The 23,416-nt window shown below is 37.5% G+C and carries 22 protein-coding genes; all 22 read left to right on the top strand.

The genetic code is table 11. The features are described from left to right. Nucleotides 1-155 precede the first annotated feature (155 nt). The 22 genes from WKT09_RS03700 to WKT09_RS03805 all read left to right on the top strand — a co-directional run bounded on the left by WKT09_RS03700 (nucleotide 156) and on the right by WKT09_RS03805 (nucleotide 23,304). Entirely contained in the window at nucleotides 156-1,010 is an 855-nt protein-coding gene (locus WKT09_RS03700) for a 3-hydroxybutyryl-CoA dehydrogenase (RefSeq protein WP_340414755.1), read from the top strand. Between the two features lie 34 nt (nucleotides 1,011-1,044). Next, the gene (locus tag WKT09_RS03705; RefSeq protein WP_340414756.1) at nucleotides 1,045-2,175 is read left to right on the top strand and encodes an acyl-CoA dehydrogenase; all 1,131 of its coding nucleotides are present in this window, start codon (nucleotides 1,045-1,047) and stop codon (nucleotides 2,173-2,175) included. A gap of 169 nt (nucleotides 2,176-2,344) precedes the next feature. Further along, entirely contained in the window at nucleotides 2,345-3,484 is a 1,140-nt protein-coding gene (locus WKT09_RS03710; RefSeq protein ID WP_340414757.1) for an acyl-CoA dehydrogenase, read from the top strand. A gap of 27 nt (nucleotides 3,485-3,511) precedes the next feature. After that, nucleotides 3,512-4,141: a TetR/AcrR family transcriptional regulator gene (locus WKT09_RS03715; RefSeq protein ID WP_445323971.1), complete on the top strand. Its 630-nt coding sequence runs from the start codon at nucleotides 3,512-3,514 to the stop codon at nucleotides 4,139-4,141. A gap of 2 nt (nucleotides 4,142-4,143) precedes the next feature. Next, on the top strand, nucleotides 4,144-7,374 hold the full coding sequence (gene icmF / locus WKT09_RS03720; protein ID WP_340414759.1) for a fused isobutyryl-CoA mutase/GTPase IcmF: 3,231 nt from the start codon (nucleotides 4,144-4,146) through the stop codon (nucleotides 7,372-7,374). Nucleotides 7,375-7,673: 299 nt separating this feature from the next. Continuing rightward, entirely contained in the window at nucleotides 7,674-8,099 is a 426-nt protein-coding gene (gene rpoE, locus WKT09_RS03725) for a DNA-directed RNA polymerase subunit delta (protein WP_340414760.1), read from the top strand. A 212-nt stretch (nucleotides 8,100-8,311) separates the two neighbouring features. After that, the gene (locus WKT09_RS03730; RefSeq protein ID WP_340414761.1) at nucleotides 8,312-9,916 is read left to right on the top strand and encodes a CTP synthase; all 1,605 of its coding nucleotides are present in this window, start codon (nucleotides 8,312-8,314) and stop codon (nucleotides 9,914-9,916) included. Between the two features lie 126 nt (nucleotides 9,917-10,042). Further along, nucleotides 10,043-10,903: a class II fructose-bisphosphate aldolase gene (locus tag WKT09_RS03735; RefSeq protein WP_340414762.1), complete on the top strand. Its 861-nt coding sequence runs from the start codon at nucleotides 10,043-10,045 to the stop codon at nucleotides 10,901-10,903. Nucleotides 10,904-10,925: 22 nt separating this feature from the next. Further along, nucleotides 10,926-11,576: a fructose-6-phosphate aldolase gene (fsa, locus tag WKT09_RS03740; protein ID WP_340414763.1), complete on the top strand. Its 651-nt coding sequence runs from the start codon at nucleotides 10,926-10,928 to the stop codon at nucleotides 11,574-11,576. A gap of 30 nt (nucleotides 11,577-11,606) precedes the next feature. Then, nucleotides 11,607-12,899 carry a UDP-N-acetylglucosamine 1-carboxyvinyltransferase gene (locus WKT09_RS03745; RefSeq protein ID WP_340414764.1) on the top strand — a complete coding sequence of 431 codons (1,293 nt, stop codon included), beginning with the start codon at nucleotides 11,607-11,609 and terminating at the stop codon, nucleotides 12,897-12,899. A gap of 25 nt (nucleotides 12,900-12,924) precedes the next feature. Beyond that, nucleotides 12,925-13,896 (top strand): class II fructose-bisphosphatase, encoded by a 972-nt coding sequence (gene glpX, locus WKT09_RS03750; protein WP_340414765.1) that lies wholly within the window; start codon nucleotides 12,925-12,927, stop codon nucleotides 13,894-13,896. 249 nt (nucleotides 13,897-14,145) lie between these two features. Beyond that, on the top strand, nucleotides 14,146-15,429 hold the full coding sequence (gene rho, locus WKT09_RS03755; RefSeq protein WP_340414766.1) for a transcription termination factor Rho: 1,284 nt from the start codon (nucleotides 14,146-14,148) through the stop codon (nucleotides 15,427-15,429). Between the two features lie 116 nt (nucleotides 15,430-15,545). Then, complete coding sequence (locus tag WKT09_RS03760) at nucleotides 15,546-15,788, top strand: type B 50S ribosomal protein L31 (RefSeq protein WP_340414767.1); 243 nt, start codon at nucleotides 15,546-15,548, stop codon at nucleotides 15,786-15,788. Nucleotides 15,789-16,001: 213 nt separating this feature from the next. Continuing rightward, the gene (gene prfA, locus WKT09_RS03765) at nucleotides 16,002-17,081 is read left to right on the top strand and encodes a peptide chain release factor 1 (protein ID WP_340414768.1); all 1,080 of its coding nucleotides are present in this window, start codon (nucleotides 16,002-16,004) and stop codon (nucleotides 17,079-17,081) included. After that, the gene (gene prmC / locus WKT09_RS03770; protein ID WP_340414769.1) at nucleotides 17,074-17,934 is read left to right on the top strand and encodes a peptide chain release factor N(5)-glutamine methyltransferase; all 861 of its coding nucleotides are present in this window, start codon (nucleotides 17,074-17,076) and stop codon (nucleotides 17,932-17,934) included. Before prfA ends, prmC begins: the two co-directional genes overlap by 8 nt. A gap of 62 nt (nucleotides 17,935-17,996) precedes the next feature. Continuing rightward, nucleotides 17,997-18,578: a stage II sporulation protein R gene (gene spoIIR, locus WKT09_RS03775; RefSeq protein ID WP_340414770.1), complete on the top strand. Its 582-nt coding sequence runs from the start codon at nucleotides 17,997-17,999 to the stop codon at nucleotides 18,576-18,578. 203 nt (nucleotides 18,579-18,781) lie between these two features. Then, the gene (locus tag WKT09_RS03780; protein WP_340414771.1) at nucleotides 18,782-19,795 is read left to right on the top strand and encodes an L-threonylcarbamoyladenylate synthase; all 1,014 of its coding nucleotides are present in this window, start codon (nucleotides 18,782-18,784) and stop codon (nucleotides 19,793-19,795) included. 60 nt (nucleotides 19,796-19,855) lie between these two features. Then, nucleotides 19,856-20,398 (top strand): manganese efflux pump MntP, encoded by a 543-nt coding sequence (locus WKT09_RS03785; RefSeq protein WP_340414772.1) that lies wholly within the window; start codon nucleotides 19,856-19,858, stop codon nucleotides 20,396-20,398. Nucleotides 20,399-20,488: 90 nt separating this feature from the next. Further along, complete coding sequence (locus WKT09_RS03790) at nucleotides 20,489-20,938, top strand: low molecular weight protein arginine phosphatase (protein ID WP_340414773.1); 450 nt, start codon at nucleotides 20,489-20,491, stop codon at nucleotides 20,936-20,938. A gap of 12 nt (nucleotides 20,939-20,950) precedes the next feature. Further along, nucleotides 20,951-22,246 (top strand): methyl-accepting chemotaxis protein, encoded by a 1,296-nt coding sequence (locus tag WKT09_RS03795; RefSeq protein WP_340414774.1) that lies wholly within the window; start codon nucleotides 20,951-20,953, stop codon nucleotides 22,244-22,246. Nucleotides 22,247-22,283: 37 nt separating this feature from the next. Continuing rightward, entirely contained in the window at nucleotides 22,284-22,733 is a 450-nt protein-coding gene (gene rpiB / locus WKT09_RS03800) for a ribose 5-phosphate isomerase B (protein ID WP_340414775.1), read from the top strand. 22 nt (nucleotides 22,734-22,755) lie between these two features. Further along, nucleotides 22,756-23,304, top strand: a complete 549-nt coding sequence (locus tag WKT09_RS03805; protein WP_340414776.1) for a TIGR01440 family protein — start codon at nucleotides 22,756-22,758, stop codon at nucleotides 23,302-23,304. Nucleotides 23,305-23,416: the final 112 nt, after the last annotated feature.

Consider the following 23,416-nt stretch of genomic DNA (forward strand, 5'->3'; position numbering starts at 1 on the left):
TAAACGAGAAGGATATATTGCTTCAACCATTACATGGGAGACATATATCCTTCTTTTAACGAATAAAATTTGATTGAGCGGTCGTTCGACAAAAATGAAATCGTTTACTATAATAGATGTAGGACTATGTTTAGAAAATAAGTGGAGTGATAGGGATGGGAAAACAAATAGTATTTGTAATTGGAGCTGGGCAAATGGGTTCTGGTATTGCTCAAGTATTTGCTCAATCGGACTATGACGTCTATGTGCACGATACAGATGGAGCGATATTAGAGCGTGCAAGAAACTCCATCGAACGACGTTTATATAGGTCTGTGGAGAAAGAACGTATAACGGAGGAAGAAAAGAATGCAATATTAAAAAGAATGCAATTCACTTCCCAAATAGAAGATGCAAAAGTTGCGGATTTAGTAGTAGAAGCAGTGGTAGAAAACATGGACGTTAAAAAGGAGATTTTTAAACAACTAGATGAAATTACGTCTCCATACACCATTTTAGCAACGAACACATCTTCTTTATCTATTACAGAAATTGCTTCTGTGACAAAACGACCTGAGAAAGTTATTGGGATGCATTTTATGAATCCTGTTCCAAAAATGGAACTAGTAGAAGTAATACGTGGTTTACAAACAGATGATATTACATATGAAACGATTGTATCTGTAACAAAAACATTGTATAAAACTGCCGTTACGTCTAAGGATTTTCCAGGATTTATTTCCAATCGAATTTTAATGCCAATGATAAATGAAGCGATTTATACTGTATACGAAGGGGTAGCGACGATAGAAGATGTCGACACGGTAATGAAATTAGGAATGAATCATCCGATGGGTCCATTGACATTAGCAGATTTTATCGGTCTAGATACATGCTTATATATTATGGAAGTGTTATATGAAGGATTTGGAGATAGTAAATATCGTCCATGTCCATTATTACGCCAATATGTGCAAGCTGGTTGGTATGGAAAGAAGAGTGGAAAGGGGTTTTATACGTATGAATCATAACTAACTCATTTTGAAAGAAAGCGAGGGTGTTAGAATGAATATCCTGTTGACGAGTGAACAGCAAATGATGCAAAAGATGGTAAGAGAATTTGCGGAAAAAGAGATTACACCTTATATTACCTCTATGGAAAATGGTGAGTTTCCATATGATGTAATAAAAAAGATGGGGAAACTCGGACTACTGGGTATTCCAATTGACGAGAAATATGGTGGAAGCAATATGGACTTTATAAGTTACATTATTGCTATCCACGAAATTTCAAAAATTAGTGCCGCGGTCGGAGTTATTTTATCGGTTCACACATCCGTTGGAACCAACCCGATTATTTATTTCGGTACAGAAGAACAGAAGCATAAATATGTGCCTAAATTAGCGACTGGACAATACCTTGGTGCTTTTGCACTTACAGAACCAAGCGCAGGATCAGACGCAATGAATGTGAAAACTAGTGCCAAAAAGGAAGGCGATACATACGTCCTAAATGGTTCAAAAGTTTTTATAACGAACGGTTTGGAAGCGGATACATTCATTGTGTTTACGAGGACGAGTGCAGAAAAGTCCTCTAAGTCGCTTACAGCTTTTATCGTCGAAAGAAATACAGATGGACTCATTATTGGTAAGTCAGAAAAGAAAATGGGTTTATATGGTACGAGTACAGTCACATTAACCTTTGATCAGTGTAGGGTGAAGGAAGCGAATCGATTAGGAAATGAAGGAGACGGCTTTAAAATTGCGATGGCAAATTTAAATATCGGACGGATTGGGATTGCAGCACAAGCGTTAGGTATTGCGGAAGGAGCTTTAACATATGCAAGCACTTATGCAAAAGAGCGAACGCAGTTTGGGAAGCCCATTGCACATAATCAAGGCATTTCATTTAAGTTAGCGGATATGCATACAGCAGTAGAGGCGACTAGATTACTCGTATATCGTGCAGCCTCCCTCATAGAAGCGGAGGAAGAGTGTGTGAAGGAAGTATCGATGGCAAAATTAATGGCAGCCCAAACGGCTCGTCAAGTAACGATAGAAGCTGTACAAATACTTGGTGGGTATGGTTATACAAAGGAATACCCAGTTGAACGATATTTTCGCGATGCAAAAGTAACCGAAATATACGAAGGTACCAATGAAATTCAAAAAATCGTTATCGCAAAACGTCTATAATTGTATAAAACAGTGACAGACAAACGTGCTGTGAACGAGATGGTTGTTTTGGAAAAAACAGATTGATAAAGAATATGAGTCCTAGCAATAAGAGGACATATAAGAAATAGGACTAGATTTGAAACGTGGTAGAAAACATATAGTGATAAACAATGAAGGAGGAATACAAATGTTTTTTCAATTAAATGATGAACAAAAAATGTTACAAAAAATGGTGAGAGATTTTGCGTTAAAAGAGGTAGAACCGACAGCAGCAGAACGAGATGAAGAAGAGAGATTTGATAGAGAAATTTTTGATAAAATGGCAGAACTAGGTTTAGCAGGTATTCCGTGGCCAGAAGAATATGGTGGAATCGGGTCTGATTATATTAGTTATGTCATCGCAGTAGAAGAATTATCGAGAGTATGTGCTTCTGTTGGAGTAACCTTGTCTGCACATGTTTCTTTAGCAAGTTGGCCAATATTTACATATGGAAATGAGGAGCAAAAACAAACATTTTTACGTAGATTAGCAGAAGGGTCTGCGATAGGAGCATATGCATTATCAGAACCAGGGGCTGGAAGTGATGTTGCTTCAATGACGATGACGGCAAAAGAAGATGGAGATGACTATGTTTTAAATGGTAGCAAAGTATGGATTACAAATGGTGGTGTCGCCGATATTTATGTCGTATTTGCAAAGACAGATGCAGATGCAAAACACCGTGGTATTTCTGCATTTATCGTTGAAAAAGGTACGGAAGGATTCACCTTTGGGAAAAAGGAGAAAAAGTTAGGAATCCGTTCATCTCCTACGACAGAATTAATTTTTGAACATTGCCGTATTCCGAAAGAAAACTTACTCGGTGCTGAAGGAGATGGTTTTAAAATTGCGATGACCACGTTAGATGGTGGACGAAGTGGGATCGCGGCCCAAGCAGTGGGAATTGCGCAAGGAGCATTAGATGCATCTGTCGCATATGCAAAAGAAAGAGAACAATTCGGCAAGCCTATTGCACATAATCAAGGTATTTCGTTTAAATTAGCAGATATGGCGACAGATATTGAAGCTGCGCGATTATTAACATATCAAGCTGCATGGTTGGAAAGTGAAGGACTGCCATATAGTGAAGCATCTGCAATGGCGAAGTTATTTGCGGGAGATGCAGCAATGCGTCATACAGTAGAAGCGGTACAAATTTTTGGTGGATACGGTTATACGAAAGATTATCCTGTAGAAAGATATATGCGGGATGCAAAAATTACACAGATTTACGAAGGTACAAATGAAATTCAACGTCTCGTTATTGGGCGAAGCGTAACAAAATAACATATATGGTTTGAAGGAGGGATGGACGTGGAAGATAATGTCGTATCTTCAGTCAAAGATGAAGCATTAATTACGAAAAGACGTCATCAAATTATAAAAAGTGCTATTCAACTTTTTAAGGAAAAAGGCTTTCATCGGACGACAACGAGAGAAATCGCACAGAAATGTGGTTTCAGTATTGGAACATTATATGAATATATTCGTACGAAGGAAGATGTTCTCTTTCTCGTCTATCAATCCATTCACGAAAGAGTATATCAACATTTGCATGAAAAAGTAGATTTAAAGGATGTTTCCTCTTCTAATATCATGGATACGATTGCTTCTTATTATCGATTAGTGGATGAAATGCAAGATGAAGTAATTATTTTATATCAGGAAATAAAATCATTGCATATATCTAAAAAAGAGGTCGTTTTACAAAAAGAACGTGCCATGGTCGAATTATTAACACGAGCGATCTATACATGTTACGACGACAAGGTGAGTGAAAAGGAAGCAACTCTTATTGCAAACAATATTTTTGTGCAAGGACAAATGTGGGCATTTAGACGGTGGACATTGCAAAAACAATATACAATCGATGAATACATTCAGATGCAATTGGTATTATTCCAAAAGACGATTGGACTGACAACTATATACGAGGAGGGGTAAGGATGGGTAAATATGTACCTCAATATCCAGTTCGTTTTGTAACAGCTTCAAGTTTGTTTGATGGGCATGATGTTTCCGTTAATATAATACGCCGTATGTTGCAAGATACAGGAGCGGAAGTCATTCATTTAGGGCATAATCGGAGTGTAAAAGAAGTTGTCAGTGCCGCTATCCAAGAGGATGCAAATGCCATTGCTCTATCATCGTACCAAGGTGGCCATATTGAATATTTTAAATATGTCGTTGATCTATTACGTGAATATGGTGCTAGCCATATTAAAGTATTTGGCGGTGGTGGTGGGACGATTATTCCACGGGAAGTAAAAGAACTCCATGATTATGGGGTAGATTGGATTTTTACGCCAGAAGACGGTAGGAAGATGGGATTACAAGGGATGATCAATAAAATGATGGAATTAAGTGATTATCCTTTGCCGATCGATATAGAGGAAGCATTAAAAGGGCTTCAGAATGGCCACCAATTAGCGATGTCACGTCTTATTACGTATGTAGAAAGAGGCGATATTTTAACGGAAGAAAAACAAACATTGTTGAATCAAGTGAAAGAACATGTAAATAAACAGATTCCTGTTCTTGGAATTACTGGTACAGGTGGAGCGGGAAAAAGTTCTTTAACAGATGAACTTATTTTACGTTTTTTGCAAGAATGTCCCGATAAAAAGGTAGCGATTGTATCGATCGATCCGACAAAACGAAAAACGGGTGGCGCTCTATTAGGGGACCGTATTCGAATGAATGCTATTTTTTCGAATCGTGTGTTTATGCGTTCTTTAGCGACACGGGATTCTCGAACAGAAATATCGAATGCAACGACAGATGTGATGCAAATTTTACAGGCATCTAATTATGATTTCATTATTATTGAGACGAGCGGAATCGGGCAAGGAGATGCTGAAATTACAGAGGTAACGGATTTTTCAATGTATGTGATGACCGCAGAATTTGGAGCACCGACACAATTAGAGAAAATCGACATGATTGATTATGCGGATTTTATCGCGATAAATAAGTTTGAGCAGAAAGGGTCGGAAGATGCTCTTATTCAAGTTCGCAAACAATATGAACGTAGTCGCTTACTTTTTCATGAAGATCCAACAACGTTTCCGATTTTCGGCACGATCGCAAGTCAATTTCATGATCCAGGTGTCAATCGGCTGTTTGCTGCTTTAATTCAACATTTGAATGACCATTACGGATGGGAAGAAGAAATTCCATTTCAAGATGATTCGACAGTAGAACGTCGTACGATTATTCCAAATGACCACATTCATTATTTGCGAGAGATTAGTGAAACGGTGCGTAAATATCATAAACATGTAGAGAAACAGAGTAATATTGCACGACAATTGTATCAATTAGAAGGTACGAAGGAAATGGTGCATGAAGATGAAATAAGCGTATTGCTTGAACCATATAAAGATAAATTGATGCAAGAATTGGAACGTGAGACAGAGGAAATGTTGGAGCGTTGGGGACATTTACAAGAAAGATACGAAAAAGATATCTACACTTTTAAAGTACGTGATAAAACCGTTGAACTTCCTTTAACGACCACGAGTTTGTCTGGACTGAAAATACCGAAAGTGAAATTTCCTCATTATACAGATTGGGGAGATCGCATCCGTTGGCTCATGAAGGAAAATGTTCCGGGGTCTTTTCCATATACAGCGGGAGTGTTTCCGTTAAAACGGGAAGGAGAAGATCCGACACGACAATTTGCTGGGGAAGGAACACCAGCTAGAACGAATCGTCGTTTCCATTATTTATCAGAAGGTAATGATGCAAAAAGATTATCCACCGCATTTGACTCTGTTACATTATACGGAGAGGATCCAGCATATGAGCCTGATATTTATGGCAAAGTTGGCGAGAGTGGGGTAAGCATTTGTACATTAGATAATATGAAGGAGCTGTATAAAGGATTTGATTTAACAGACCCAACGACATCGGTTTCCATGACGATTAACGGGCCAGCACCAATTATTTTAGCGATGTATTTTAATACCGCAATTGCTCAACAAGTAGAAAAATTTGAAGAAAAGCATCATCGTCCTCCAACAACAGAAGAATATGACACGATTAAACGACAAACATTAAGTGTCGTTCGTGGTACCGTTCAAGCAGATATTTTAAAAGAAGATCAAGGACAAAACACATGCATCTTTTCTACAGCGTTTGCTTTAAAAATGATGGGAGATATTCAAGCATATTTTATTGAACATAATGTGCGAAATTATTATTCTGTATCTATTTCAGGCTATCATATTGCAGAGGCTGGAGCGAATCCCATTACACAATTGGCTTTCACATTGGCAAATGGCTTTACGTATGTCGAGTATTATTTAAGTCGTGGGATGCATATCGACGATTTTGCCCCGAATTTATCTTTCTTCTTTTCTAATGGATTAGATCCTGAATATACGGTAATCGGCCGAGTTGCTCGAAGAATTTGGGCCATTACGATGCGCGACAAATATGGTGCAAATGAACGAAGTCAAAAATTAAAATACCATATTCAAACATCTGGCCGATCTTTGCATGCACAAGAAATTGACTTTAATGATATTCGTACGACATTACAAGCGTTGATTGCGATACAAGATAACACGAATTCCCTTCATACCAATGCCTATGATGAAGCAATTACAACACCGACAGAGGAATCTGTTCGTCGTGCATTAGCCATTCAATTAATTATTAATCGTGAATTTGGTTTAACGAAAAATGAAAATTCCTTACAAGGTTCATTTATTGTCGAAGAACTAACAGATTTGGTAGAAGAGGCGGTATTACAAGAGTTTGAACGAATTAATGAGCGTAATGGAGTACTTGGTGCAATGGAAAGACAGTACCAACGTGGGAAAATTCAAGAAGAGTCATTATATTATGAAACGAAAAAACATTCTGGTGCATTGCCGATCATTGGAGTGAATACGTATGTAAATCCGTCTCCGCCTTCAGAAGAAGAGATAGATTCGATGGAATTAGCCCGTGCTTCTAAAGAAGAAAAGATTAGCCAAATCGAACATGTGGAACAATTTAAGGCGAACCATCAAATAGAGGCTGAAAAAGCCTTACATCATTTACAAGAAGTAGCTAAAGCGGACGGAAATATATTTGCAGCGTTAATGGATACGGTTCAAGTAGCTAGTTTAGGTCAAATTACAAATGCGTTATATGAAGTTGGCGGAAAATATAGAAGAAACATGTAAAACTTAAAACAGTTTGGTATAGTCGTCTATTTTTATACGTCATCGACATCATTTTTTGTACATGTAAATAATGGTAGATTCTTTTTTCACTTCCTTGTTCTTCTTTTTATTTTTGTCACATACTATTTCCTAATAACCTATTTATTCACAGATTTTTAACCGAATTTTATAATTTTTTAAAAGACGTTTCATGTCGCTTGATTATCTTATTATGAATGGTTATACTACAAAATTATTAGGATAATATTTTATTAAAAATAGCTATAAATTAATTAAAGAATAAAGGAAGTGCATTGGTCGTGGCATTAGAAAAATATTCGGAAGAACAATTATTAAAGATGTCGATGATTGAACTAGCGAACATTGTATTAGCAGATGAAAAAACAGAAATGAAGTTTGCAGATTTATTTAGTGAGGTAGCAAAGTTAAAAGATTTTACGGACGCTCAGCGCCAAGATTTGCTCGCACGTTTTTACACAGATTTAAATGTTGATGGACGCTTTATGACATTAGGGTCGAATGTGTGGGGGTTAAAAAGATGGTACCCTGTGGAACAGACGACAGAAAAGTCATTAGCGGAATCAAGAAAACGGGATTTAGAAGAACTAGATGACGATTTTTATGACGAAGAGTTAGATGGTGAAGCAATAGAAGATGAGATAGAGGATGACATTTACGACGATATCGATCAATTAGAATATGATGAAGATAAGGAAAATGAATAGTCGCTAAAACGTCGAAATTTGCCCTATTTTGTCATTCTTAATACCTTGACATTTCTTTAGATTATGAGTAATATTTTTATTGGGCTTTACAATGAATTTAAACTTAGATGCGTTTCCCCTAGTAGATTGGGAAACGCATTTCTTTTTTTACAAGGACATTTTATAACAGGTATTGAATTGAAATAATAATTATGGAGAAAGAGGGTACAACATTGACAAAATATATTTTTGTAACTGGTGGAGTAGTGTCGTCATTAGGGAAAGGAATTACGGCTGCATCTTTAGGGAGATTATTAAAGAACAGAGGATTAACTGTAACATTACAAAAGTTTGATCCATACTTAAACGTTGACCCAGGTACGATGAGCCCATACCAACATGGAGAAGTTTTCGTCACAGAAGATGGGGCTGAAACAGATTTAGATTTAGGGCATTATGAACGTTTTATCGATATTAACTTAAATCGATACAGCAATATTACGACAGGGAAAGTGTACTCCAGCGTGATTGAAAAAGAACGTAGAGGAGATTATAAAGGAGCGACGGTTCAAGTTATTCCACATATTACGAATGTTATTAAAGACCAAGTGTATAAAGCTGGATATATGACAGATTCAGATGTTGTCATTACAGAGATTGGTGGGACAGTTGGAGATATTGAATCATTACCGTTCTTAGAAGCAATTCGCCAAATTAAAAATGAAGTTGGGCGCAAAAACGTCATGTATGTTCATTGTACGCTTGTACCATATATTCGAGCTGCAGGGGAATTAAAAACAAAACCGACACAACATAGTGTGAAGGAGTTACGTTCGTTAGGGATTCAACCTGACGCAATCGTTCTTCGTTCAGAACAAGAAATTAGCGAAGAAATGAAAGAGAAGATTGCTCTATTTTGTGATACGGATAAAAAAGCAGTTATTGAGATGCTAGATGCTGACACATTGTATCATGTACCAATTGCATTACAACAGCAAAATTTCGATGACCTAGTTTGTGAACATTTAGAATTAGGTGAAGGCGAAGCAGACATGACAGAGTGGATCCAACTCGTAAATAAAGTACGTAATTTATCTAAAACGATTCATATTGGCTTAGTTGGAAAATATGTCGAGTTACCAGACGCCTACATTTCAGCGGTAGAAGCACTAAAACATGCAGGATTTACGTATGGTACAGACGTAGAAGTTCATTGGATTGATTCTGAAAACACCTCTGAAGAAGTGATGAAAGAACAATTAAGTGTAGTGGATGGTATTGTCGTTCCAGGTGGATTCGGTACGAGAGGAATCGACGGAAAGATTACCGCTATTCAATACGCACGTGAACAAGGTGTTCCTTATTTAGGGATTTGCTTAGGGTTACAACTGGCAGCAGTAGAATTTGCACGAAATGTATTAAAGTTAGAAGATGTCCATACGACAGAAGTGGATGAGCAAACAGCAAATCCGATAGTAAAATTAATCGACGGACAAGACTTAAGTGACGGAATTGGAAATACATTACGATTAGGAGCACATGATATCATTTTAAAAGATGGTACAAAGGCGAAAGAGGCATATGGACAAGAGGAAATAAGTGAACGTCATCGTCACCGTTATGAAATTAATGAGGATTTTATTGCCCCATTAGAAGAAGCAGGATTTATTGTCTCGGGATATGGGACAGATGGAAAAACTGTAAAAGTAATGGAGTTAAAAGATCATCCTTGGTTTGTTGCATGTCAATATCATCCAGAATTTAAATCTAGACCGACAAAAGCACATCCGTTAATGGAAGGATTTGTTGATGCGGTTGTAAATAAAAAATTTAACTAATATTTTTAAAGAATAATGATAAAGAGACGACGTAAAACGAGCAGAACATGTTGCAAGCTAAACGTCGTCTTGGTATTCTATTGATAGATGATTTTTTTGAAAAATTATGTTAAGGAGATGGATGAAATGCCATTAGTATCAATGAAAGAAATGTTAATTACAGCAAAAGAAAACAAATATGCAGTTGGGCAGTTTAATATTAATAACTTAGAATATACGCAAGCAATTTTAGAAGCGGCGGAAGAGGAAAATTCACCAGTTATTCTAGGTGTATCTGAAGGTGCTGCACGTTATATGGGAGGATATAAAGTAGCGGTAGCCATGACAAAGGCAATCATGGAAGAAAGTAATATTACGGTGCCAGTGGCAATTCATTTAGATCATGGTTCTAGCTTTGAAGCTTGTGCAAAAGCCATTCAGGCAGGATTTACTTCTGTCATGATTGATGCTTCAAGTAAACCATTAGAAGAAAATATTGCAACGACGAGCAAAGTAGTAGAATTAGCACATTTCCACGATGTATCTGTGGAAGCAGAATTAGGAATTGTCGGTGGACAAGAAGATGACGTAATTGCAGATGGTGTTATTTATGCGGATCCTGCTGAATGTGTTCGACTAGTAAACGAAACAAATATTGACTGTTTAGCACCTGCATTAGGTTCCGTTCACGGACCATACAAAGGCGAACCGAACTTAGGATTTGAAGAGATGGAGGAAATCTCCAATAAAACAGACGTACCTTTAGTATTACATGGTGGAACAGGAATTCCTTTAAAAGATATTCAACGTGCAATTTCTTTAGGGACAGCAAAAATTAACGTGAACACAGAAAACCAAATTCAACAAACAGCAAAAATTCGTGAGATCTTAAATAATGATACGGAAGTATATGACCCACGTAAATATATGGGACCTGGACGTGAAGCGATCAAGCAAACAGTTATTGAGAAAATGCGTGAATTTGGTTCATCTCAACAAGCAAAATAATAAAAATAGAGGAGCGATATTAGTGGAATTTTTTATTGACTCGGCAAACATTGACGAGATTCGTCAGGCGAAAGCTTTAGGCATTTTAGGTGGAGTGACAACCAATCCTTCATTAGTTGCAAAAGAAGGAGTGGATTTCCATGATCGCCTTCGTGAAATTACAACAGAAGTAACAGCTGAATCTGTTAGTGCGGAAGTCATCGCAGAAGATGCAGAAGGGATGATTGCGGAAGGAAAAGAACTTGCAGCCATCGCTCCAAACATTACGGTAAAAATCCCCATGACGATGGAAGGGCTAAAAGCAGTAAAAGCTTTAAGTGACTTACATATTACGACCAATGTGACATTAATCTTTAACGCGAACCAAGCATTGCTTGCGGCAAGAGCTGGTGCAACTTACGTATCACCGTTTTTAGGACGTTTAGATGATATTGGTCATGATGGAATGGATTTAATTGCAACGATTTCAGCTATTTTTAATCAATTTGCCATTGAGACGAAAATTATTGCAGCATCGATTCGTCATCCATTACATGTAACAGATGCAGCATTAAATGGGGCACATATTGCAACAGTTCCATTTAAAGTATTGAACGGGTTAGTGCAACATCCTTTAACAGATAAAGGAATTGCACAGTTTTTAGCAGATTGGGCAGCAACACAAGAGAAGTAAATTCACAACGAAAAGAAGTGAGGGACTAGGATGGAAAAGATTATGATCGAAGGCGGTCATCTGTTAGAAGGAAAAGTAAGGATCAGTGGTGCAAAAAATAGTGCAGTTGCATTAATTCCGGCCGCCATTTTAGCAGATTCTACTGTAACACTTGATGGATTACCGAATATTTCTGATGTAGATACATTGCAATCGATTTTGGAAGATATTGGCGCAAAGGTAGTACAAGACTCGAAGCAAAAAGTACATATCGATCCTTCGTCAGTCGTTTCCATTCCTCTTCCTAATGGAAAAGTACAAAAGTTACGTGCATCGTACTATTTAATGGGCGCTATGTTAGGGAAGTTTAAACGTGCGGCAATTGGTCTTCCAGGTGGATGCTATTTAGGTCCACGTCCGATTGACCAGCATATAAAAGGGTTTGAAGCTCTCGGTGCAAAGGTAAAAAATGAAAAAGGTGCCCTTTATTTAGAGGCGGAAGAATTACGTGGTGCCCGGATTTATTTAGACGTAGTGAGTGTAGGTGCGACAATTAATATTATGTTAGCCGCAGTGTTAGCGAAAGGAAAAACGACGATTGAAAATGCCGCTAAGGAACCAGAAATTATTGATGTTGCTACATTGTTGACGAATATGGGCGCTAAAATTAAAGGTGTAGGAACCGATATTATTCGTATTGAAGGTGTCGATCGCTTGCACGGTTGTAAACATACAATCATACCTGACAGAATAGAAGCGGGTACATATATTATTGCGGCAGCTGCACAAGGGAAAGAAGTAGTCATTGATAATGTGATTCCAGAACATTTAGAATCATTATTAGCGAAATTGCGTGAAATGGGTGTAACGATTGAGCAATATAATGATCAACTACTTATTAAACCTGGTGAAAAGTTGAAAAGTGTAGATATTAAAACATTAGTATACCCAGGATTTCCAACCGATTTACAACAACCTTTCACATCACTATTAACGAAATCAGAAGGAACGAGTATCGTGACAGATACCATTTATACAGCTAGATTTAAACATATTGATGAATTGCGCCGTATGAATGCAAAAGTGAAAGTAGAAGGCAGTGCTGCGATTGTAACAGGTACGGAAAAGCTAGAAGGTGCCAAAGTAAAAGTAACGGATTTACGTGCGGGAGCAGCATTAGTCATTGCAGGATTAATGGCAGATGGCATTACGGAAATAACAGAAATTGATCATATAGATCGTGGATATGAAGATATTACCGAAAATTTACGTCGTTTAGGTGCGAAAATTTGGCGTGAAAAAGTGGTGGAACCAAATAAAACGATTAGTATGAAAGGTTTATAACTCATAAAAAGGGGATTTTTAAACGATGGAAAGAAGTTTATCGATTGAATTAGTTCGCGTAACAGAGGCGGCAGCATTATCGTCTGCAAGATGGATGGGTAGAGGCTTAAAAAATGAGGCGGACGATGCAGCAACAACCGCAATGCGTACAGTTTTTGATACGATTCCAATGCGTGGCACAGTTGTCATTGGAGAAGGGGAAATGGATGAAGCGCCAATGCTTTATATTGGCGAAAAACTCGGTACTGGAAGAGGACCTTTAGTAGATGTTGCGGTTGACCCACTTGAAGGAACGAGCATTGTTGCACGTGGTTCTTGGAACGCTTTATCTGTTATTGCTATTTCAGATGGTGGAAATTTATTACACGCTCCAGACATGTACATGCATAAAATTGCTGTTGGTCCAGAAGCGGTTGGAAAAATTGATATTAACGCATCAGTGGAAGATAACTTACGAGCTGTAGCAGAGGCAAAAAACAAAGAAATTGAAGATGTATTAGCTGTCGTATTAAACCGTGATCGCCATCAAGGATTAATCGAAGAAATTCGTCAAACAGGTGCTAGAATTAAATTAATTCAAGACGGTGATGTGGCAGGGGCAATTAACACTTGCTTCGACCATACAGGAGTAGATATTTTATTCGGTATTGGTGGTGCACCAGAAGGCGTTATTTCAGCAGTTGCTTTAAAGTGTTTAGGTGGAGAAATCCAAGGGAAGTTAGCACCATCCAATGAAGAAGAAATTATCCGTTGTAAAAAAATGGGGATTGAAGACATGAATAAAGTCTTTTACATGGATGATTTCTGTCCAGGGGATGATGCCATTTTTGCTGCGACAGGTGTGACGGATGGAGAATTATTAAAAGGGGTTCAATTTAAAGGACAACGAGCAACAACACAATCTGTCGTAATGCGTGCGAAAAGTGGAACGATTCGTTTCATTGATGGTCAACATAGTTTAAAGAAAAAGCCAAATTTAGTATTAGATAATGAATAATATTTTCTTCTAAAGATAGAGTTGAATATATGAAGAGAAAGTTGTATGATACAAATAGACAAGAGACGGTCTAGTTTTTTTACAACGAACTCTTCATTCGGCTCCTCTTTTAAACAAGCATCTTTTTTATCTCCTATATAAATAAACGTGTACATATGAGCAACATATAACATGTTATCCTATCAAAAAGAGCAACCAAAATTATGTTAAAAGAGATACGAATAGAAATAAATGAATAGGTGTGATGATGTGTCTGAAATAACGATTTCTCATTTAGAAAGCTTAACGTTGAAAGACATTTATAAGTTAGCTAAAGAATATAAAGTTTCTTATTATGCGAAACTAACAAAAAAAGAATTAATTTTTGCGATATTAAAAGCGCAAGCAGAAAAAGACGGTTATTTATTTATGGATGGGATTTTAGAAGTGATCCCTTCAGAAGGTTTTGGTTTTTTACGTCCAATTAACTATTCTCCAAGTGCGGAAGATATTTATATTTCAGCCTCACAAATTCGCCGTTTTGATTTAAGAAATGGGGATAAAGTATCTGGAAAGGTTCGACCACCGAAAGAGAATGAACGTTATTATGGTTTATTACATGTGGACGCTGTAAATGGCGATAATCCTGAAACAGCAAAAGAACGAGTACATTTTCCTGCCTTAACTGCTTTATATCCTGATCGCTATATGACATTAGAAAATTCTCCACAAAATATATCGACGAGAATTATAGATTTAATGACACCAGTTGGTTTTGGCCAAAGAGGATTAATCGTTGCTCCGCCAAAAGCGGGTAAGACGATGCTTATAAAAGAAATTGCTAATAGCATTTCGAAAAACCACCCAGAGGCAAAACTAATTATTTTATTAGTCGATGAACGTCCAGAGGAAGTGACAGATATTGAACGTTCTGTTGCACCAGATGTCGATGTCGTAAGTTCTACATTTGATGAAGTGCCAGAAAGTCATATTAAAGTATCTGAACTTGTATTAGAGCGTGCCATGCGTCTCGTGGAACATAAACGCGATGTGATTGTTTTAATGGACAGTATTACACGTTTAGCACGTGCATATAACTTAGTGATTCCACCAAGTGGACGTACATTATCCGGCGGGATTGATCCTGCAGCATTCCACCGTCCGAAGCGATTCTTTGGTGCGGCAAGAAATATTGAGGAAGGTGGAAGTTTAACGATTTTAGCAACTGCCTTAGTAGATACGGGATCACGGATGGATGATGTTATTTATGAGGAATTTAAAGGTACAGGTAATATGGAACTACATTTAGACCGTAGTTTAGCAGAAAGAAGAATTTTCCCGGCAATCGATATACTACGTTCCGGTACTCGAAAAGAAGAGTTGCTCGTTTCGAAAGATCATTTAGAGAAAATGTGGATGATTCGAAAATCAATGCAAGACTCGCATGAATTTACCGAGCGATTTTTAAAGCGTTTGAAAGCGACGAAAACAAATGAACAATTCCTAGATGATATCGGAGAAGAAATTAAAATGAAGCGAAATCAACGCTCATAAAAGTAAAAAAAGACTTGCATTACCTACCTAATACTGTTATAATATCAAGATGTGAGGTTAGGTAGGTTTAACTTATAATTGTGAATAATCATTTTTTGTAAAAGAGGTGGAAAAACATGAAAAGCGGAATTCATCCAGAATACCAAAAAGTAATCTTTTTAGATACAAGTTCAGATTATAAATTTTTAAGTGGTTCTACAAGAACATCTGACGAAACAATGGAATGGGAAGATGGTAACACTTACCCAGTCATTCGTGTTGAAATTAGTTCTGACACACACCCTTTCTACACTGGAAAGCAGAAAGCAGACAGAGCCGGTGGTCGTGTCGATCGATTCAAAAAGAAATACAACATGTAAAACAAACAAGAAACAAAAATACAATCGTAACCTATTACAATCAGGCAAATTTATGCCTGATTTTTATTTACAAAAAATCCACTGATGTTGATGAGGAATGATATTCGCTAAAGTTGAACCGTTTTTACATACCTACTATAAATGAAACGTGAAAATAGTGTATACTAAATATTGAAACTTGATTTTACGGAAGTATAAAAGAGGTGGAAACACATGTTAGATAAACTACAATCATTAGAGGATCGGTACCATAAATTAAATGAACTTTTAAGTGATCCAGAAGTAATTAGTGATTCGAATAAATTAAGAGAATATTCGAAAGAACAATCCGACCTTGAACCAGCTGTTACGGCATATCGCAAATATAAAACGAGTGTGGAAGAATTAAACGACGCGAAAGAAATGTTAGCAAGTGAGTCAGACAGTGATATGTTAGACATGATTAAAGCGGAGATTTCGGAGTTAACATCTAATATAGAGGAATTAGAAGAAGAGTTAAAAGTACTATTATTACCGAAAGACCCGAACGATGATAAAAACGTTATTGTTGAAATCAGAGCAGCAGCTGGTGGGGATGAAGCTGCATTATTTGCTGGTGATTTATATCGAATGTATGCGCGCTTTGCGGAAGCGAATCGTTGGAAAACAGAAGTTATTGAAGCGAACTCAACAGGAGTTGGTGGATATAAAGAAATTATTTTCATGATTCATGGTACAGGTGCTTATTCTAAGTTAAAATTCGAAAATGGGGCACACCGTGTACAACGTGTACCTGAAACAGAAGCACAAGGACGTGTTCATACCTCTACTGCGACAGTTGCAGTATTACCAGAGGCAGAAGATGTGGACGTAGAAGTTCGTAATGAAGATGTAAAAGTGGATACGTACCGTGCAAGTGGGGCAGGTGGACAGCACGTAAATATGACAGACTCGGCTGTTCGTTTAACACACTTACCGACAGGGATTGTCGTATCGTGTCAAGATGAGAAATCTCAAATTAAAAACCGCGAAAAGGCTTTTAAAGTATTGCGTGCCCGTTTATATGACAAATATCAACAAGAAGCGGAAGCAGAATATGCAGAATCAAGAAAATCTGCCGTAGGTACTGGAGATCGATCTGAACGTATTCGTACGTACAACTACCCACAAAACCGAGTAACAGATCACCGTATCGGTTTAACGATTAAAAAATTAGACCAAATTGTCGAAGGGAAAATCGACGAAATTATTGATGCTTTACTCATTGAAGACCAAACGAGTCGTCTGCAAGAAGTTAGTGAAAAAAATGAATAAGAAGAAAGTATATGAAGTCCTAACATGGGCTTCTTCTTTTTTAGAAAAACATGGACGTGACCCTCATATCGCAAAAGTTTTAATCGAACATCATCTACAAGTAGATCGTAATACGTTCCATATGATCTTACGAGATGAAATGAAGGAGGAGCAGTATAGAGCCTTTATGTCCGATGTAAAGGCACACGTGGAGACGGGGATACCTGTGCAACATTTAGTTGGATATGAATATTTTTATGGGAGACAATTTGCTGTAAACGAGCATGTACTTATTCCACGTTTTGAAACAGAAGAATTAGTTTATCATCTTATCCAACTGATCCAATCGAAGTATCGTGATGAAACAGTCACGATTGTTGATATCGGCACGGGATCTAGTGTGATTGCAACGACATTAGCATTGGAGCTATCGAATGCAGTTGTATATGCTACAGATATATCGGAAGCTGCCCTTCGAGTTGCAACACAAAATGCAGCGGATTTAGGGGCAAATGTTACGTTTATGCAAGGAAGTTTTTTAGAACCGATAATAGAAGCAAACATCCACCCACAAATAATCGTTTCAAATCCTCCCTATATAGCTAAGGCGGAAATAGATGAGTTAGAAGATACGGTGAAAAATTATGATCCACATGTAGCACTTTTTGCACCGAATAAAGGATTAGCTGCTTATGAATCTATCGTGGATCAATCAAAGAGAATCCCTTCTATTGAACGTATTTGTATGGAAATCGGATATGAGCAAGCAAAGGCTGTAACAAATATAGTAGCAAAAACATATCCTGCAGCACAAATCGAAACAATCGTTGATATGAACGGAAAAGACCGAATCATTTCAGCTATTGTACGATAAAGAGGTATAACCTTTTTCTTATCTGTCCATAATGTTCCTAAAAGCAGTTGGGGGCAAAAACGATGAGAAAATTCGCATTATTATTTTTAATGATTTGTTTTTTAGGAATGTTTTATCCGATGACTGTACATGGGACAGACTATGCTGTAGAAATGATCCCGGAAGACGCGATTCGTTTACGTATTTTGGCAAATAGTAATGATATGAAAGATCAACAAATGAAATATACTGTTCGTGATGAAGTAAATGCCTATTTATCTACTGAAATGTCCAAAGTGACATCGATCGATGAGGCACGTAAGCGAATGGAAGAAATATTACCAAAAGTAGAAGAAATTATTGCCAATACATTAGAGCAAAATGGAGAACATCTATCCTTTTCAGTTCAGTTTAAAAAAGATGTACCATTTCCGACGAAAAAATATGGGAAATATGTGTATCCAGCCGGTGATTATGAGGCGCTGCTCATTACACTTGGCGAAGGAGAAGGGGACAATTGGTGGTGCGTGCTTTTTCCATCTTTATGTTATTTAGATTTATCAGAAGAGGAAAAAGCGGATATGGAGCAAGCGAATAAGGAAGAAGAAAAGACAGAGAAGAAAACAGTGAAAATCTTTCTTTTTGAATGGTTAGGGTTAACGTAATCCTAACTGAAAGAAATCCTAAAGTAGGTATTGCTACTTTAGGGTTTTTTATGTGAAAGGAAGGTTTGTCACAATCATTTTCATCTTATGATTCGTGTTTCCTTTGCATCGTTGGAGTGATAATTTGTAGGTCATGTTCTAGATGAATCCTTTGTGAAACATCGTTATATCGTCTAAAATATAAAGAGAAGTGAGGGAACGAAATGAAAACAAAAATATTCACAATGAACGGACAAAATGATGAGGCATATATAAAAGAGGCGGCAGCTCTCTTACGAGCGGGAGAAGTGGTCGCATTTCCTACTGAAACCGTTTATGGGTTAGGTGCAGATGCAACAAACGAAGCGGCTATCGCTAAAATCTTCCAAGCAAAAGGTCGACCAAGTGATAATCCGTTAATTGTCCATGTCGCAACAAAAGAGCAATTAAACGATCTTGTACAAGCTTATCCCGCGTATGTAGATACATTAATTATGACATTTTCTCCTGGACCAATTACATACGTCTTAAAACGTAAAAATAATGTCGCGACAAATGTTACTGCAAATTTGGATACGGTAGGGGTACGTATTCCGAATAATGATGTCGCTTTACGATTATTAAAAGAAGTAGACTTGCCAATTGCAGCGCCAAGTGCAAACAAGTCTGGAAAACCAAGTCCAACAAAAGCGGCACATGTATACGATGATTTACATGGAAAAATTGCAGCAATTGTTGATGCAATGGAAGCAGAGGTTGGCGTGGAATCAACCGTAGTGGATTGTACGGGGGATGTTCCACTTATTCTTCGAGTAGGTGCGATTACGAAAGAAGCTATCGAAGCAGTTGTAGGAGAAGTACGTACCTTGACTAAAAAAGAAAAGACAGAAAAACCAAAATCTCCAGGGCTCAAATATAAACATTATGCACCTGAAGTACCACTCATATTAGTAGCAAACAATGCTTTACTACAGGATGTTGTGGAACGTTATGAAGCAGAGGGAAATAGAGTAGGGGTCATTGTGACGAAAAAAATGGCCGAGAATATAGAAGCAGCACATAAAATCATGATTGGAAATAAGGACATAGAGGTAGCTCAAACGTTGTATGATACGTTACGTTCGTTAAAGAAAGATCGGTTCGATGTTGTCGTTTCCCAATCTTTTTCGGAAGATGGGGTCGGTTTAGCAATAATGGACCGTTTAACGAGGGCGGCTACAGAAATAGTATACAAGTAAACTTCTAATCTATCTCTATTTTGCATACATTGTACAAGCAAAATAGGGAGGATTAACAATTTGGTATATGAACTTATCTCATGGATGCCTGTTGCACTTGCAATAAGTATGGATTGCTTTTCTGTCGCAATCGGATTAGGGTTAGTTGAAAAAAAAATAAAACAAAAAGTATCTGTTAGTGTCATGCTCGGCATTTTTCATAGTGCTTTTCCTTTAGCAGGGTTGTTATTTGGTGTATATCTTTTCCCGTTTATTCATCATTTAGCAGCCTTTTTAAATACAGTCATTTTTACGACGCTCGGTTTGTTTACCTTGTTTTCTATATTCGAAGAGAAAAGGCAGACGTTTTTTGCTGGTTGGAAACTTATTTTTGTCTGTATGTTTGTAAGCGTGGATAGTTTTCCGGTCGGCCTTACGTTCGGCTTGGCAGGCGCGAATCATATGTCGATGATATTTTTATTTGGTATGACGGCAATGGTGGTTTCATTTATTGGTTTGACCTTTGCACAGGTATTACGGGGAAAAGTTGGCGTATTTGGAGATGTCTTCAGTGGTATTTTATTTATCTATTTAGGTTGGAAACATTTTATTTCCATGTTTTGAGATTAAATACCTATAAAATAAATTAGAATATAGTTCAAAAGTTTGTGTTATTGTGGTATATTAATGAATAAGGAAAGATGAGGAAAAAAGATGAATATTTTATTTGTTTGTACAGGTAATACATGTAGAAGTCCGATGGCAGAAGCGATATTAAAGGAGAAACTGCCACAAATAGAAGTACAGTCTGTAGGGATCTTTGCGAATGAAAACGAAAAAGCTCATGCACACGCGATACAAGTTTTAGAAGAAATGGGTATTTCTTTTACCCACCGTTCGGAAGCCATTCAATTGGATCATATGCAATGGGCCGATATTGTTTTAACGATGACAGAAGATCATAAACAAGTGTTATTACGTCTATTTCCACAGTATAAAGGAAAAATTTTTACATTAATTGAATATGTTTCTACAGAACAGGTTCCGTTATATCAAGGTGGATATAATATTCCCGATCCATTTGGTGGAGATGTATCGATTTATCGTGAAACAGCGGAATTATTAGAAACATATATTGATCATCTAGTGCAAAAGATTAATTAGTAGGGAAGGGTCATGCAAATGAAAAAGGCATATCGATTTGGTTTGCAAAAAAAGTTAGTATTATTTACTACGCTATTAGCCTTTATTACGTATACATGTAGTGCTGTCTGTATGTATGTTATTTATGATTTACTATCCCCATATGTACCATTGAAAGAAGAAATCTTTATGATGGTGACATTTTTACTAGGGATTATTTGGACAGGTATTTTAGCTTTCGTTGCAGCGGGATTCATTACGAAGCCATTGCAACAATTAGAAGCTGCAGCGACAGAGGGAGCGAAAGGGAATTTAAACCAAGAAATTCATATACCAGAAGCGGATGATGAAATTCGTGCGTTAAGTATGGCTGTTGATAGGATGTTTAAAAATATTCAAGGTATGGTACATAATATACATGGTAATTTTACAAACACAGAGCGTGCCGTGGAAGATATGAAACAAGTGGTCGATACGGCGACACAGCATTCGAGAGCGATTACAGATGCAACGAATGACATATCTACAGGGGCAGTTAATGCTGCGGAATCAATCCAACAAACCGTTGAAGCGATTGAGGAAGCGACCCTTTTGGCGGAAGAAGTACAACATAAAGCAGAAACATCTACAAATAACGCAACAGAAATGTTAAAGATGTTAACAGATAGTAAACAAGTGGTTCATCAACTAGTGCACGGCATTCAACAGCTAGCGGAAGAACAAGCATTATCTTTACAAGATGTGGAACACTTAAAAGAAAATGCTTTAGAAGTTGAATCCATTATTACGATGGTCGGCAAAATTGCAGAGCAAACAAACTTGCTTGCCTTAAATGCGTCGATTGAAGCGGCAAGGGCTGGAGAACATGGGAAGGGCTTTGCGGTAGTCGCAAATGAAATACGTACATTAGCAGATGAAAGTGCTCATGCAGTGCAACGTATTTCTACCTTAATTGGTGCGATACAAAAGGATGTGACGAATGTAGTGAAAAAGATGAATGAACATGTCGTACATGCACAGGAAAAAGCAGAAATAGGAATGTTAACGAATACATCGATGGAACATATGTCTACCTCTGTAACAGAAGTGGCGAAGGAAGTGACAACCATCCGAGATTTAGTGAATCGTCAATTACAATTTATTCAAACGACCGTACAACAATCACAAGAAGTTGCAGCCATTTCGGAAGAAACTTCTGCCGCAACAGAAGAGGTTAGTGCAGCTGTAGTAGATCAAGATAAAACGATACAGGATGTGGAACAGTTAGCAAAGGCATTATCGGTTCAATCAGAAAAATTAAACAAACAAATTAGCGAATTTAATGTATAATAAGAAGGACAAAGCTTATTTTTAGGAGGAGTTCTTTTTGAAAGTTATTATATCAGGCGACCATGCTGGAATGACCTTACGTAATGAAGTGAAAAGCGTATTAGAAGAATTAGGGTATGAGTATGAAGATGTTGGAGCAGATTGTACAGCGTCTGTTGATTATCCGGATTATGGTATTGGGCCAGCGGAACGAGTTGCTAACGGCGAGTTTGACCGTGGAATTTTAGTTTGTGGAACAGGTATTGGTATTTCCATTTCTGCTAACAAAGTAAAGGGCATTCGTTGTGCTCTCGTACATGATGTTTTTTCAGCAAAAGCTACGAGAGAACATAATGATTCCAATATGTTAGCGATGGGGGAACGAGTAATTGGGCCTGGATTAGCACGTGAAATCGTGAAAACATGGTTAACGACAGAATTCGAAGGCGGCCGCCACTTAAATCGAGTAAATAAAATTACAGCATATGAAGAGCAATGTGAAGCTTAAATGCATATAAGGAGGTCATTTTATGAACTCTATGTTAGATCATGTCCGAAAAGACATGGAAGCAGCTATGGCGGATTGGTCCGCACTGCAAGCAATTCATGCAGGGGAAATATTCGTTGTCGGTTGTTCAACGAGCGAAGTCATTGGGGAAGCAATCGGAAGTGCGGGGAGTGAAGAGGTAGCAAGAGAAATTTTCACGCATGTACAACGATTTGCGCAAAATCAACAAATATTTTTAGCCTTTCAATGTTGTGAACATTTAAATCGTGCATTAGTCGTAGAACGAAAAATATTAGAGAAGTACCCATTAGAAGAAGTGAGTGTAAAACCAGTTCGAAATGCTGGCGGTTCGATGGCTACTTATGCATACGAACATATGGACGAGCCGATTATCGTTGAGGCGATTCAAGCACATGCAGGCATCGATATAGGGGACACATTCATCGGTATGCATTTAAAACATGTTGCGGTTCCGGTCCGTTTGTCTGTTTCATCGATAGGGAATGCACATATGACGATTGCCAAAACACGTCCAAAGTTAATCGGTGGATCGAGAGCGGTATATGTATAGAGAATAAAATCCGAACAGAGGCGGTATATTAACCGTTAATGTTCGGATTTTCGCCATAAAACATAGGAAAAATGATGTTTTATGCATTTTTTATGTAAAAATGAATTATTAT

The organism is Pseudogracilibacillus sp. ICA-222130 (genome assembly GCF_037892545.1).
GTDB lineage: Bacteria > Bacillota > Bacilli > Bacillales > Amphibacillaceae > Pseudogracilibacillus.